Below are 15,038 nucleotides of genomic sequence, written 5' to 3' on the forward strand. Positions count from 1 at the left end.
CACCCAGGACTCTAATGATGGAAATAATACATGGTTAGGGCAGCGGCGCTGACGTGACTTCGGCCTGGTAGAACTTGCGGCCACCCCCGGGATTGGTGTCCGTGAAGCTGAGGCTGGAACCCGTGCCGGCACGGTTGCGGGCCGTGGGCTCGTCCTCAATTAGCCAATTCACCAAATCCACACTGCTGGAGACATGGTAGTAGCGCCCGGTCACCGTCGGGAAGCTTACCGTCACGTTGTTGCCGCTCCGCGTCACGTCAGAGATCGCGAAGCGGCTGCTTCGGTCCAGCGGGTTCGTGCCTGCGGCAGACTCATCTTCATTGCTCGTGCCGTCCCCATCCTGGTCAGCTCCGGCGCTGAGCAAAATGACGGGCGAGGTCTGGCTGCCCGCATTCGGCGCCCCTGCATCGGACTGGCTCGCGCCGGACTCCACCCCCGTCGCGCTCACCGCCCTCAGCGTGGCATAGTACACCGTGCCCGGCACCCCGGTGAACTGATAGCTCGTGCCGCTCACAATCGCATTGCTCACCACCTGGCTGCCTCCCGGCGTGGTGCCGATGCTGATCCTCCAGCCTGTGATGTTGTCATGCGGCCCGGCGTTGCTCGTCCACAGGAAAGTCCCCTGCGTGCCGATCTGGTAATACACCGCGTTAGGCGGACTCGAGGGCGGTGGCGTCACGTCCACGACCTTCAGATACTGCGCCAGCTCCCCGTCATTCGTGATCGGGTTCACCGTGCCACCGCCCAGGTTCACGAAGATGCCATTGCTGTAAATGTCCGCTCCTGTGCGTGCCGTGCCCCAGACATTCGCATTCGCATTGCTGCTGGCCAGGTTGCGGATGTTGTACTGCCTCGCGCCCGAGTTCACCAGCCCCAGCAGGTTCCACAGCGGATCTCCCACACCTCCGCGAACATCAAACGTGCTGCTCGTGGCCAGATGCGCGCCACCATGCTCAAAGAGGTTAGCAAAGCACAGCACCACATCCTTGAAGGCTGGCGAGGCATTCGCCTGCTCATACTTGGCGATGGCAAAGATATTATCCGCTGGCGCTCCACCACCGATCTTCAGATCGAGATAATATTGGTTCAGCGACTTGATCGCCGGGCTGTTGAGTCGCGCCCAGTTCACCCGTCCATGCCACTGCGCCATGCCGGTGTTGTTTGGTGGTTGCGTGCCTCCATACCAGAACTGCGCCCGGTTCCACTTTTTGAAGTGCGGGATGCGCTTGCCGAAGTTCAGCTCGTGATCCGTCTCAAACCCGTCGTAGTGAAAGGTGCCTGCGTTCGTGTTGTAGTTCTGGATCCCCTGCTCCTGCCCGTAAAAGATCATCGGCAGGCCCGGCACCGTCGTCATCACCGCATAGCGCGTGGCATTCAGCCAGGCATCATTGTCCGGCAGGATCTCGTCATGTCCGGTGATGTTCAGCAGGATGGCTCCCGTGCGGTAATTGCTCCTCCGCGTCTCCAGCGCACTCTGGATGTCCGACTCCTTGTTCACGTGGCTAGCCGTGAAGTTGAAGACCAGGCTCTCGTTGAGGATGTCAAACACCCGGTTGCTCCGGTATCCCGGCTGCTCGCCATCCAGCGTCTCGGCCATGAACACAAAATTCCATTTCGCGCTGCGGGTCTTGTTGATGACATACTCCCAAAGCTGGTTCGGCAGACCCTGGCCGAAATCACAGCGCAGCGAATCAATCCCCTTGTTGTCCGCCGCCAGCCGCGCCGCATACGTGCCGCTCGTTGAGTTCGACAGCGAATGCCCCGTCTGCTGCAGCCAATACACCGGGTAGTAACCCAGGTAGCGCCAGGCCTTCACCACCTCCGGACTGATCGAGTTCCAGTCCATCACATCGTCTTCGTTCTTGTGCGGGCGATCCGCTTCCGGATACGAATCAAAGCGCCACTGCGCCGAATAGCGTCCATAGTACAGCTCGCTCACATCACTCCATTTGCCGAAGTCATTGCGATCCGGTGCCACGGCCTTGTCCTTGTCCGCCAGACTCGTGAAATACGTCGCCGGTTGTCCATAGTCACCCGTGCGCGAATACCAGTTCGCCGGAATGCTTGTGGCAGTGCTGCCCGTGAAACCCAAGTCCACACCACCCTGCCCATACACCGCATCCCAGGCCGAGTGATTCGCCACGAAATCCAGCATCACATTGATCGTGCCCACCGTGCCGCTGTAGTTGTCTGCCTTCGTCACGAAAGTCTGAAATTCGCTCATCGCCGAGGCCTCCGTGTTGGCGCTGCCGAGATACGGGCTCACCGCAAAAAAATTCTTCGTCGCATACGGGCTCCCCGGCATGTAGGGCGTCGACGTCGCCGGATCATTCTCCACACCCAAACCGCCCGTCGGATGGATCGGCTGGAACCACAGGCAGTTCGTCTGGATGGTGTTGAAATAGTCCAAGCTCAGCGGGTCATTGCCATCGCCGTCGCCATCCGCCGCACCCAGCAGATCCACAAAAGTGCTGCGCCCGCCTTGGTTCGCGGCCGTCGCCTCGATCGTCAGCGGGTTCACTTCATACAGCGTCATCTCCAGCGCCTTCTTGGGCGAGACCACCACCGCATGATCGCGATCCCCATAGTAGAACCACGGCCCCGTCGGTGAAAACCGATACCGCACGGTGGCTCGATACGCCCCCGTCCGCGTCACCGGCAGTACCGCCGTCCACGTGCTGCCGCTGCTGTTCGTCATCGCATACGCCTTGTAGTAGTGCGTCTCATTCTGCCCCGCCACATCTCGAGCCGGTGGCAAGATGCCATCCGGAATCCCATCTCCATTGTTATCCTGATCCGCCTTGTCACGACGATTCAAGTTCGTCACCACCTCCACCTCCGTCGGCGGCGTGCCTGCATTGAAAGTCGTGCTCACATTCAGCGACTGCGCCTCCCCCGCGATTTCATCGATGAAAAACTTCGTCGTCTTATAGCCACCGCTCGCGCCATTGATCGTCAGGTCACTGATCCTTTGCACCCCGCTGATCGTGTAGTTCGCCCCCGCATTGTTGTTCCAGGAAAGCGTCAGCGCATTCGTCGCAAATCCGCTGTGAAACTTGTCCGGCGTCGCCGTGCTCGTCATCACATACCATTGATAGGTCTTCCCATCCTTGATGTCCGGAATCGTCACCGTCGCCGTGCTTCCAGCCACACTCGCCCGCACCACCTGCGCATAGGTCCAGTTCGAGTCCGTGTAGCGCACATACACCTTCTCTTCCGCCGACGGCGCTCCATTCAGATTGATCGTGATCAGCCCGCTCGTCGCATTCCGCGAAACACCCGTGATCGCCGCCGGCGCCGCGCTCATCTCCATCACGGAAACAAACGTGTTCGCCAGCCCCGGGTCCTTTGCCGTGAAAACATAGCGCTTCCCGCTCGTCACCCCGCCCGAGAGCTTCGCCGCCGAATCCCCCGAAGGCTGGTAGTACAGGATCGCCAGCTCATTCTTCTGAAAGATCAGATTCCCTCCATAGTCCTTCGCAAAATCATTCCCCGCGACCATCTTAAAATTGTAGTCGCTGTCATTCGCTCCCGCCGTCCACTCATAGCGAAACCACTCCGCACTCCCATCCGGTCCCGTGAACTTATAACAGTTCGTCGTCCCCAGATCCCACCCCTGCCCATCCCCCGGAAAATCCACCTCGTTCGCATTCCAGGCGAATGCGGACGACGCCAGAAGAAGCAATGGCAGCAGCAGTTTCATGACAGGGTTGGATGGATCGCCGCCTCACAGAGCCCTGGATTCCACCAGTCCCATGAAGCGCCCCAAGCACTACGAGAAAACCACCCCCAAGTCTTTTGGCCATCCGTCTATTTTCAAATCCAGCCTGGATCTACCTTGATTGACCTGGATCGCCCAGCGTGGCCAACTTTCTCCGAAAGTTGAGCCCAAGACCCTCGTCAGCCAAACCAACCTTGATCTACTTGGATTAGGCTGGATCACCCCCTGGGTTTCCGAAGACCGGCCGGCCGGACGTACAACCCCATTCCAATGGGGTTGTACGTCCGATCACCCCACGAGCTCCGCAGCCTCCCAGCACCCCGAGCAGGTCGGATCAGGTCTGATCGACTCGGATCCACTCCAACGTGGCCAACTTTTTCCGAAAGTTGAGACCGCCCTGCCATCTCGCCCATCCACTTCCCTCCAACCAGCCGGGATCTGGTTGGATCTACTTGGATTCGCCTTGAGCACCCCGCAGCGAAGCGCGCCAGCAAGGTAGCCATCACATTCTGTGTGATGAGCCCACGACCTCGCCACCTCCATTCGCACCTCCTCCACCCACAAGGTTGGATCCAGTCGGATTCGCTCGGATCGCCTCTCTCCTCTGAAACCACCGTCAATCCCTCACGCGGAATCAACCACGGTAAACAACCGCAAACGTCTCCTGCCTCCGTCTCCCCATCTCCAAATCTCCTGTGAAAGTACGCACTCATAGCCCCGCACTCTCCACCACTCTCCCACAGCACGAAAGTGACCCAAGCATCCCCTTTGGACACCGCAAAACTCCATCACTCACTCCACCCTCCTCACCTCAACCTTGTAAAACCTCCGCGTCTGATTCGTCGTATCATCCACCACCTGTGTCGCCCCCGTCCCCAGCAAATCCCCGGTCACCGGACTCCACCCCGTCATATCATCGCTATAAAAAACGCGATACCACCGGTTAGGCACCGTCGCAAAAGTCACGCGGAAGCCCGTCGGCGTCTTCGTCGGTGTCGGCAGATACGCATCCGCCGCCTGCGGATTCAGCCCCAGGATGAACTCCTCCAGGTTCGTGTAACCATCAAAGTCCGGATTGCCGTTGTCGCCATTGGCACCCGTGCCATCCCCCGCATTCAAAAGGTGCGACGTCTCCCAAGCATCCGGCAACGCATCGCCATCGAGCGACTCGCTCAGCGTCGGCCCCGTCTCAAACCCGAGGTCAAAGCTCGCGCCACTCGTCAGCGTGAACTCCACCTGCTGCGTCTGCGCCTGGTTGCGCAGGTTGATCGTGTCAAACTGGGTCACTGGATCATCATCGATCGCGCTCGCATTGTAAGTCACGCCACTGATCCCGCGCACATAGGCACGCACCACCGCATCCGGCGCATTGTTCGTCAGCGACACGATGCTACCCACATTCGAAAGCCCGCCGAGATGCGTCTGCCCCTTCGCCAGCAGGTTCGAGAGATGCGGACTCAGTCCATGACGTTGCGAAAGCGATGTCACCCCGCCCGTCAGCGTGTAGCTCGCATGCAGCACATTCGCCCGCACCCCCAGCGTGATCGCCTTCGCCACCTTCCCGTCCGGGCTGGTGAAAATAAATCCATTCGTCGTGGCAGCAGCCGTGTACAGCGCATTGTTATACGCGATGCTGTTCGTCCCTGCCGCATACCAGTCCTTGAACCCGCTGGTGCGATAGCTCCCCACCGCGCCGCTGATCACATTCACCGCACCTTCCTCCTCGGTTTCAAAACCCGAGTAACTGTGCGGATTGCCGATCGTCTGCAACACGCGACCCGTGCCCAGGTCACGCACAAACGCGCAGGTCAGACGTCCGCCGATGCGCTCAAACAGCGCAAACACGCGGTCATTGTAGAGCAGATACTCATTCTCCCCGTCCAGGTCCGCATCCGCAGCGGTCGCCACCGTGCTGTTCGTCAAAGTCCCCGCACTAGCTGCCCACTGGCTTACCCGCTGATACACCGCTGCCCAGCGCAACTGGCCCTGCGCAGCCTTCGCGAAACCCGCCAGGTTGTTGTTGCTCGTGTCCGGGTTGATGTAATCCCCCGTGCTGTACTTCGAAAGGTCTGCCGTCGGCTGCTCATGAAAAGCCGTGAGCCACATGGCACTGTGGAAAGCATTGCGTGAGAGCGCTCCAAGCTGCGGCTCCGCTACCGACAGCGTCGTGCCAGCCGTCCACGCCGTGTTTGCCAAACCCGAGACACCTACCTGACCAAAAGCCACCGGCAGCGGCACCGAATGACGCACATTGAAAACCTTCGCACTCAAGCTCTCCTCACGTCCCGACTGACCGAAGTACCAGTTGTCGTAGTTCTCCTGCGTCGCGTAGTGCACAAAGTCCTTCGAAACCGTCGGTAGCGCAGGCGAGTTCCTCTCCACAAACGGCCAGACCTCCGGCGTGCCATCGCGATTCGAGTCCACCTCACCCGCAGCAATGGCCTGCGGTGTCGTGAGCTGGATCCACGGGCGACTCGCCATCCAGGCGATGTTGGCGTCATAGCCATCCGCCTTGGTTTTGGAGACAAAATCACTCCAGTCACTGCCCAGGACCACCACCTGATCCTGCGTGGCACTGCGCGCCTTGCGGCTGAAAAGCTCGCGCAGGCTGGTGTTGAGACCTCCATCCGTGTTATCAAACCGGAACTGGCTCGGCTGGTCGTTGATGACAAAAGTCTTCACGCCATGGATGCGGTTCAGCCGGTAACCATCATTGCTCAAAGAGCTCGTGCGCCCAAACCACTTCTCCATGTGTCTGGTCTGATCCGCGAAAGTGAAGCCAAACCCGCTGCCACTGATGATGTCAAGGGCCGCCGCGTTCAGCACACGCTCTGGCGGATACAGCACGCTCGTGGAGGGAGCCACGCCATAGATCTGCATCAGCATGGCGGAAGCATCCGCGATGTTCGTCTGTGTGAAACCCAGCGGGAAGTAAGGCAGGATGTGATCGCTATACGTCGTGCCCGTGAAGCGCAGCACACCGCTGCCTGCCAGGGCCGTCAGACGTGCGTTCAATGCCGGACCATCGCGCCAGGGCTTGTTCACCGCCGGATCCACCTTCGCCCACTGCACCGCGCTCGCCAGCATCGGCGTCACATGCAGCGCCATCGGCGCCGCATAGGCCTGATGCACCTCCAGCGGCCGATACCACCCCGCGCCCGCACCATTGTTCAGCAGCGCATGGATCTCGCTTCCCGCCATCAGCGGCCGGCTCTCATGCACGAGGCTCGCCACCTTCACCCGCTTCCACATGTCATTCGTGCCACTCGGGCCAAACCAGCTCTTCAGCACGCTCCCAGAACCACTCAGCGTGCTCTGGTCGCGCCAGTAGTCACTGGCAATGCCGTCATCCGAAATGCTGTCGCGGATGTCACTGCGATTCGCGATCTCCCCTGCCCCGGCTGGCGTGTTTTGCGTGCCATCCCGCGTGGTGAAGACCTGGTAGTTCAGTGTGCCCGCATTGCCATTCCAGCCTGCATCGAGCAATGCCTTGCGGCTGATGCTGAACTCCACCGCATCCAGCGTGCTGTTATACCAGGACTTCTTGAATCCATCCGCCTCCAGCTGGCTGCGCTTCACCACGCCAAAGGTCGTCAGGTCCTGGTTGATGCTGGTGGAGTTGCTTCCCGCATTCGTGTCCACATACACCGCGCCATTGTCCGTGCTGTAAGCCGCCACACAAACCTCCCAGCGCATGTTCGTGCGCGTGTCGAGCTGGTCCGGCAGCGCCGACTCACCATTCGCAGGCGAGTTAAAATCAATCACCACATACAAGTCAAGGCTCCCTTCCTCCGCCAGAGCCTTCAGGTCCTGGAAATCCGCGCGGAAGTAAAAATGATCATCCCCACCATTCGTGATCGCTCCTCCATCATGCGCATAAAAAGCCACGAGGTCACGACTGCTGTCAAAACCATCGTAAGCGCGATAAAGGTCACCCCCCTGGTTGTTCGGCCCGTCACCCTGATACTCGTCCAGCGAGATCAGATCACCAATCTGCCAGTCCGTGAACTCCCGCAGGTTTGACACCCCACCGGCCACCACCGGTGTCTGCGGACCGATGACAATCTGCCCAGGCGGTGAAGGCGGAATCGTGTTGTCCTCCATCGGGTTCGTGCCGTTCGTCAGTTCCTGCAGGTTGGTGAAGCCATCATCATCTGGATCACCTGCCGGACCATTGTCCGCGAGCGCCACCAGCCCTCTCAGGCTCACCGTACCACTGTCCAGTGGATCCAGGCCATAGCGGATCTCCCAGCCATCCGTGAGCCCGTCACCATCCGTGTCCGCCTTCAGCGGGTCTGTTTCGGTCCACATCTCGCCGGCGTTCCAGGTGCGGTTGTTGTTCGTGTCGCCATCGATCACGCCGTTGCCATTCTTGTCCTCACCGGTGCCATCGCGGGCGCCATCACCATCCGTGTCAGCATTGTTCGGATCCGTCTCGGTCCAGGTCTCACCCGGATCACGCACCTTGTTAGGCCAGTTGCGCGCCAGCGTCGGCGCCACACCTGCGGCCAAACTCGCGCCGTCTCCATCCAGCCAGCCGTTCTTGTTGGCATCCTCCACACCATCGCGAATGCCATCCTTGTCCGTGTCCGGATCATCAGGATTCGTCGTCGAGCCGCGCAGTTGCTTGGACCGATCTCCACCCTCGCTCGCCGTGTTCACACTGGGGACCTTGTTCAGGTTATCGAGAGTGTTGTAAAACGGCGGGTCGATGTCCCCGCGGAAGTTCGTCACGCCATCGCCATTCGTATCGGCCGTCAGGATGGTGCCAAAATCAAACTTCCCGTCCGTGTCAGTATCCGTGAAACTCTCGCTGGCCTCGCCCACATCATGCAGGCCGTTGTCATTCGCATCGTTCCAGTCAAAGACACCATTGCCTGCGCCGGTCACCGTGGGCGAGCCATAGCCCGTGTCTGAAAACGACTCGCCCACCGTCACCGCCGCACGCCAGCCGACCTCTAGCGCATCCGGCAGTCCGTCACCATCCGTGTCCGGATTGCGCGGCTCCGTTTTGCCAAAGGCATTCGAGACATGCACCTCCCCATTCGTCCACTGCTCCGCGTTCGGTTTGTAGCGCTCATCATCCGCAGGAAAACCGTTCGGCAGCGGCGTGGCCGTGCCTTCATCCGCATCTAGCAGCCCGTCATCGTCATCATCCGGATCCGCCTCACTGGCCGGTGTCACTTGGCGAAAGAAAACACGGGCGCTGCGGGTCTCATGATTCTCGTTGCCGTTGTCAAAGACCGTCGCGGTGAACTGGAACTCACCCTGCGTCATGTTCTGCCAGGTGAAGTCCCAGAATTTGCTGTTCCCTTCGATGCTCGTCACCGGCGGTGTCACGATGTTCATCGGCCCGTTGTTCACGGTCAAAACCACGCTGTCCGCCGCAGGCGATGTCGCCACACGGATGATGAACTTCCGCTGGTCCGCCGTGGGTGAGGCCACATCCGGCAGCACGATCTCATGCGGCTTGCCATCGCTGTCCAGCTCCGGCGGCGTCACGATGCTGATCCTCGGAATGATGGACGGCTCCGCCTTCACCAGCCGTGTGCCGATCACATCCGGATTCGGCGATGGGCGGTCATGCAGCACCTCGATCTTGTGCAGGTAATCCGGCTGGTCGTTGTACAGATTCGGCAGGGTGAAGGCCAGCGCGTGATACTCGCTCGTCTCATCATAGTTGATGGAATAGTTCTCACGCGGATACGACACAGACTGGTTCGTCTCATTCGAACCGATGCGGATGGTGAAGCGATCCCGCAGTTGGGTTCCCGTCAGCCCGTCCGCGAGCGACTTCGTGAAGTACACCTTCATCACATAGCCCGCGCTGACCAGATCCCCGTCCGCTGGAGGCCAAGCCACAAACATGCGGATGTTCGGCCCCTCGCAGTTCACCACGCGCTGCAGCGTGGTGTAGTGCCCGCTGACATCGTTGAGCGCAAAGTCCTTGTAAGCCGAGCTGCTCACCTCACGCAGACGCACCTTGATCGTGGCCGTGCCGCTCGCGGGGATGTTCGCATAGTTGAAGCGCCACTCCTTCACGTAGTTCGCATTCGTCGGCTCCACCGTCGGCGTGACCTCCGTGGCCTTCACCCAGGAGGTGCCGATCGCCCCGTCCCAGCTTCCGTTCTCATTGAGATCCGTGTAGCTCTCCGTGACATCTCGCGTGCCATTGCGGTTCGCATCCGTGAAGGGTTCAAAACCACCACCATTGCCATTCTGACTGCGCGTGACGCTATCATCATTCGAGCTAACACCGTCATCGATGTGATACCACACCTCCGTCACACTCGCATCCGTGCGCGCCACCATGCCGTACTCGCTGCCGCCCACGGTGTCATTGTCCGCCGCAGGAAACCGCACCTCACCGGTGGGAAGCTGTGCATCATAGTAAAAGGACTGCGTGAAGGTGTTGTAGATGCTTGCCCGTCCGTCACGCTGGAGGAAGGCACGCGCGCGGACGACATGCATGCCCTCGCTGAGGCCCGTCTGCACCATGCCATAGTCGCTGTGCGGTCTAACAGGCAGCGTGGCCAGGTTCAGCGCATTGGTCTCAAAGGTGCCCATCATCTTCTGCTTCCGTGTCACCGCATCCGCATTGCTCGGGAACCAGGAGGCAGCCCCTTCCTTGAACACACTGATTTTGTACTTCGAGGTCGCCGTGAAGCCCACCGGCAGCGGCGTCACGCTCCACCAGTCGCTCGCACCACCGTCGTCATTATGCCGGAAGCTCATCTCCGCGATCTTCGTGGTGCCACGACCGCGACCGCCCGCGCCTTCCGGATTGCTGCCATCCGTGGTGAAATACAGGAAGGCCTTGTAGCCACCACCCACGCTGTTCGTCTTTGCCCACAGCTCGCTGCCTGAGGCATCATACTGGTTCCGCGTCGGTGCCTTGTTCCCCACCACATTCGCCGGATCGTGATACAAAAACGCCGCCGTGTTCCCATCGATGAACTTTGGCGAGCTACCGTTCACCGTCGTGGTCGTGGTAAAAGTCTCCGCGCCTGCGGACCCCGTGGCATTGCGCGCCGTGTCCTTCGCCGCGAACAACTCCGGGTGGATGCGGTTGATGAAATTCGGCTGCTCATAACCCATGAACATGTCATTGGTCAGCGCCGGAGGATTGTCGCGGAAAGCCGGGTCCGTATTGCCCACCGGCCTTGTGCCATTGAGGTCGATGCCACCATCCAGTTTCATCAGCACATTTTCCGCCGAACCATCCACCCGCGCTACAAAGCGCACGCCGCTCGTGCTCGTCACCCGCGGAATCACCGCGCTGTAAGTGTAGTCCGTGACATTGCTGTCCGTGGGCAGAACAGGTCGTGAGGCCTCCGGCAGTGTGCCGCCATTGAAGGCTTTGTCACCATTCGGACCATCACGACGCTTCACCGTCACCGTGCCTGCTTCCACACCATTTTGCGTCACCGTGATCGTACGACCTCCATGGTTTTTCCACAGCTCCGAAGGATCTGGATTCTTCCACGAGAACAGGAAATAGCCGCCCGCTGGCATCACCGTGGAAGCCAGCTCTTCCTTGAACTTGTAGAAGCCGCCGCCGTAGGTCGAGTAGTTGTACAAATAAGCTCCCGTGGGAAACGCACTCGTAAAATTCCGCGCCAGACCTTGCGAGTAGTTATCGCTCAGCATCACCAGCAGCGTCACACCATCCGCATCGGTCATGGAGGCATTCTCACGCTTGTCGATACGCTCCCACACAACCACATCTCCATCGCTCCAGCGCCCTGCCTGATACCCACGCGCGAACTGCTCATGCACATAAAGAAGGTTCGGCACACGCGCATCATTCCACTGACCAAGGAAGGCCGTGTTCGCATGTCGCGGAAAGGCACCGCCGCTCTCACCCAGCGTCTCCGCCTGGTAGTTGCCATCCGTGTAGAGCAACCCCAAGCCATCACGCAGAAAGTAGAAGGCATGCTGCAGTTCCTTGCGTGCCGCGTAGTCGTTGTCGTGGCTCTGCGCATGCATCACACCCACGCTGCCACCGAAGCCACCGTAACCTGCATTGTCATAGCCTTCGAGTCCGCTGGAAGGATTCCCCAGGCGGCTGTTGAGCTGGCTGCGCAGGTCATTGTCCACCAGCCGCATGCCTGAGTCGATGTAAGGCCCATAAGCCGGAGGCTCTCCCAGATGCTCACCAAAGAGCATCGCGTCATCACGACCATTCTCGAGACTGAAAACCGTGTCGCGATGATTCGGATCCGTGAACCCGCGTGAGATGTTGAACTGTCTTTGCACCTGCCCCGTGTAGCCGTAGTCGCTCGAGTCCTTGTCACCGCCATAGGTGGCCCCAAAGAAGTCCGCCTTCACATGCTTCACCGCATCCAGGCGCAGGCCATCGCCCTTCGTGCGATCAATCAGCCACCTCGCCGCACGGTTCAGATAGTCCTCCACACGCTCCGAATAGAACCCCGGGTTCGCCTGCAGCAACGCTGTGCTAATTCCATTGTTAGGCCCGAAGCCGACATACGTGCCATTCGGCAGATAGCAGTAGTTCTCCGGACGTGTCAGATCACGGATGAACTGGATCTTCGGTGCCGTGCTGCCTTCCGAAGTGCCAAAGTTATAGTTCGTGTTCCCCGGCTCCTGCGCGATGTCGATCAAGTCCGCCAGCCCAAGGTTCTGCACCTGCCACGCATCATTCCAGGAGCGTGTGTTGTCCCACTTGCGGTAAAACCCGTCCTGCGTCTTCCGCAGATGGAAGTCCTCCGGCACCAGACCCGGATAGATATCAATCGGCGTGTTCTCATTGTACCCCGGCACATCAAAGGCGCGGTGGTTCATGATGTTGTCAAAATACACGCGGATGCCGAAACGGTGCGCGGTCTCCACCAGCCGAATCAATTCTGCTTCCGTCCCGTAGCGCGTGCGCACGGAGTTCCGCTGGTTCTTCGATCCCAGGTCATACGGATCCCACATGTCATACCCCACCGAGAGTCCGCCCGATCCCTTTGTTGGCGGCGGCAGCCAGAGCGAGGTATACCCAGCCTCCGCCAGCTCCGGCATCTTGTTCGTGATCTCCACCCAGGAGGTGTTGAAATACTGCAGCATCGTCTCCGCACGAGCTTGCGGCACGATCACGGCCCACAGGCACAGCAGCCCGCCCAGCACACACCGGCATGCGGTCAGAGGTTGGAGTTTCAAAGACATGAACGTGGCGGTGACGGAACCGCCGAAAAGCTCGGCGGTTCCAAGGGTGGTTGAGGCTCACCCGGAATAGCTACCCTTCAAAAGAAGCATATTTCCAGGCTACCTGTCCATCCTTGGCCCGTCTCCCCGCCCCGTCTTTTAGACAAATCGACATTCGCGCCGATCTCCCGCCATAAGTTTTAGAAGGAGTATCAAGCCGCCAAAGCCGTCCCACGCGAGGACTTCATCCGCGCCCGGAACTCCGTCGGCGACTCACTGGCGATACGCCGGAAGCTCCGATTGAAGTGCGACAGGCTCTGGAACCCGACGTCATAGGCCACTTCTGTGATCCGGGCATCCGGACGCATGAGCATGCGCTTCGCCTTCTCCACACGGGCGCGGTTCACATAGTCGGTGAAGGTCGTACCTGTGGCACGCTTGAACACCTTGCAGAAGTGAAACAGGCTCACATGCACCTCACGCGCCACTGTCTCCAGCAGCATCGGCTCCGCCAGATGCTGCATGATGTAGGCCTTCGCCTGTCTCACCGGTTCGGGTTCCGTCTGGGCCGAGGCAAAGAGCAGCCGGTGCGCCGTCTCGCCGAGCTGAAAAGCAAAAGTCTTCAGCATCGCCAAAGCCGCCTCATAGCGGTCCGGGGCCATGGTGGGCAGTTCATGAAAGGCATCCCGCTCAGCCTGGATCTCCCGGGCGCTGTAGTTTCCCTCCAGCAGCGCCTTCGCCACCGGCGTGAAGGCCTTCGCATCCGCCGGAGCCAGTCGCACGCCTCCCGTGTTCAGCACGGCCACCAGTGTCTTTCCCACCCGCACCGGCACTCGGGTGCTGGCCACGCCGGTCAGGGAATACGTCGTTTCACTGTTCATCAGCTCAGCACCTTCGCGGGCCGCTTCCAGGCTCAGCGGCAGGTTGGTCAGCTTCTGGTAGGCGGAGCTGTAGGTCTGGAAAAACTCACTGCGGCTCAGTTTCTCAGCGAGGTGGATACGGCTGTGTTGGTGTGACGCGGGTGTCATGGGTTGGTGGGTGGTGCGCCCATCATGCGCCCCGCCTGACCTCTCCGATATTGTTCACGACTACCACCCGACATCTCATGGACCACCGCAATCCAGGCGTAATGGAAACCATGAGACGCTCACCCGCCCCGCTTTCCGCAAAAAGGGCGTACTCCTGAACAAGTAAGGCTGAGAACCACTCCATATTCGTACTACTTTGGAGACGAACCAACTTTGCCAGCCATGAAGGCCTACCATCACATCATCGCGGCCGTCGACTTCACCCCGTCCTGCCGCTGCGCCCTGCAGGAAGCCGTGCTCCTGGGCTCTCATGAAGGCGTCACCGTGACCGCCGTGCATGTCATGGACGAATTCCTCCTTCATGAACTGAAAAAGGAGCTCTCGCTCGATCAGGAGGCCCTTGTAAGCGAGTGGCGTCAGCGTCTGGAAAGGTTCATCATCGAAAGCGGCTTCTCTACCGAGGAGGTTGATGCCGAGATTCGCGTCGGCCATCCCTTCGTCGGCCTGGTGCAGGCCTGTCAGCACCATCAGGCTGATCTCCTCGTCATGGGTGCCAAAGGCTCCAAGGACGAACCCGGCCGCATCGGTGTCATCGCCGCGAAATGCGTCCGCAAAGCCCCGGTGGATGTGCTGGTCGTGCGTGAGAGTGCCTGCGGCCCCTTCCAGAAGATCGTCACCTGCATCGACTTCTCGGAAAACTCCGCCAAGGCCATGCAGCATGCCCTTCGCATCGCCTCGCAGGATGGAGCCTCGGTGGACTGTCTTTACGTCTTCCAGTCCATCATCGCCATGTCCCTGGACTACGGAGGCCTCATGCCCTCCATGACCGGTGCCATCGATCCCGAGGCGCAAGGTCGCTGGGAGAAGAAGCTGGATGAGTTCCTCCAGCCGCTCATCGCCGAACATTCCAGCCTAACCATCAATCAGGCAGTGATCGAACGCGTGAACATCCGCGAGGCCATCCTGGACTACATCAAGCACTCTGGCGCCACCCTCGTTGTCCTCGGCACCCGTGGCAAAACCGGCCTCCGCGAGCTCCTCATCGGCACCACCGCCGAGAACATCATCCAGTACGCCCCCTGCTCCATCCTCGCCGTGAAGCCATAAGCGAAGGTTCTCTTCTTCTGGCTCTCCGCGTC

Annotated in this window: 4 protein-coding genes; 1 reads left to right on the forward strand and 3 read right to left on the reverse strand. The window is 59.9% G+C overall.

All coding sequences use genetic code 11. The features are described 5' to 3' along the window. Positions 1-34: 34 nt before the first annotated feature. From BGE01nite_RS13205 to BGE01nite_RS13215, 3 genes are all read right to left on the reverse strand, one after another. Positions 35-3,703 carry a hypothetical protein gene (locus BGE01nite_RS13205; protein WP_146850944.1) on the reverse strand — a complete coding sequence of 1,223 codons (3,669 nt, stop codon included), beginning with the start codon at positions 3,701-3,703 and terminating at the stop codon, positions 35-37. A gap of 810 nt (positions 3,704-4,513) precedes the next feature. Continuing rightward, the gene (locus tag BGE01nite_RS13210) at positions 4,514-12,892 is read right to left on the reverse strand and encodes an alpha-amylase family glycosyl hydrolase (RefSeq protein WP_146850945.1); all 8,379 of its coding nucleotides are present in this window, start codon (positions 12,890-12,892) and stop codon (positions 4,514-4,516) included. Between the two features lie 191 nt (positions 12,893-13,083). After that, positions 13,084-13,899, reverse strand: a complete 816-nt coding sequence (locus BGE01nite_RS13215) for a helix-turn-helix domain-containing protein (protein ID WP_146850946.1) — start codon at positions 13,897-13,899, stop codon at positions 13,084-13,086. Positions 13,900-14,121: 222 nt separating this feature from the next. Between BGE01nite_RS13215 and BGE01nite_RS13220 the strand changes: the two genes are divergently transcribed. Continuing rightward, positions 14,122-15,006: a universal stress protein gene (locus BGE01nite_RS13220; RefSeq protein WP_146850947.1), complete on the forward strand. Its 885-nt coding sequence runs from the start codon at positions 14,122-14,124 to the stop codon at positions 15,004-15,006. The last annotated feature ends 32 nt before the right edge of the window (positions 15,007-15,038 follow it).

It is taken from the genome of Prosthecobacter gellanilyticus, assembly GCF_007992435.1.
GTDB lineage: Bacteria > Verrucomicrobiota > Verrucomicrobiia > Verrucomicrobiales > Verrucomicrobiaceae > Prosthecobacter > Prosthecobacter gellanilyticus.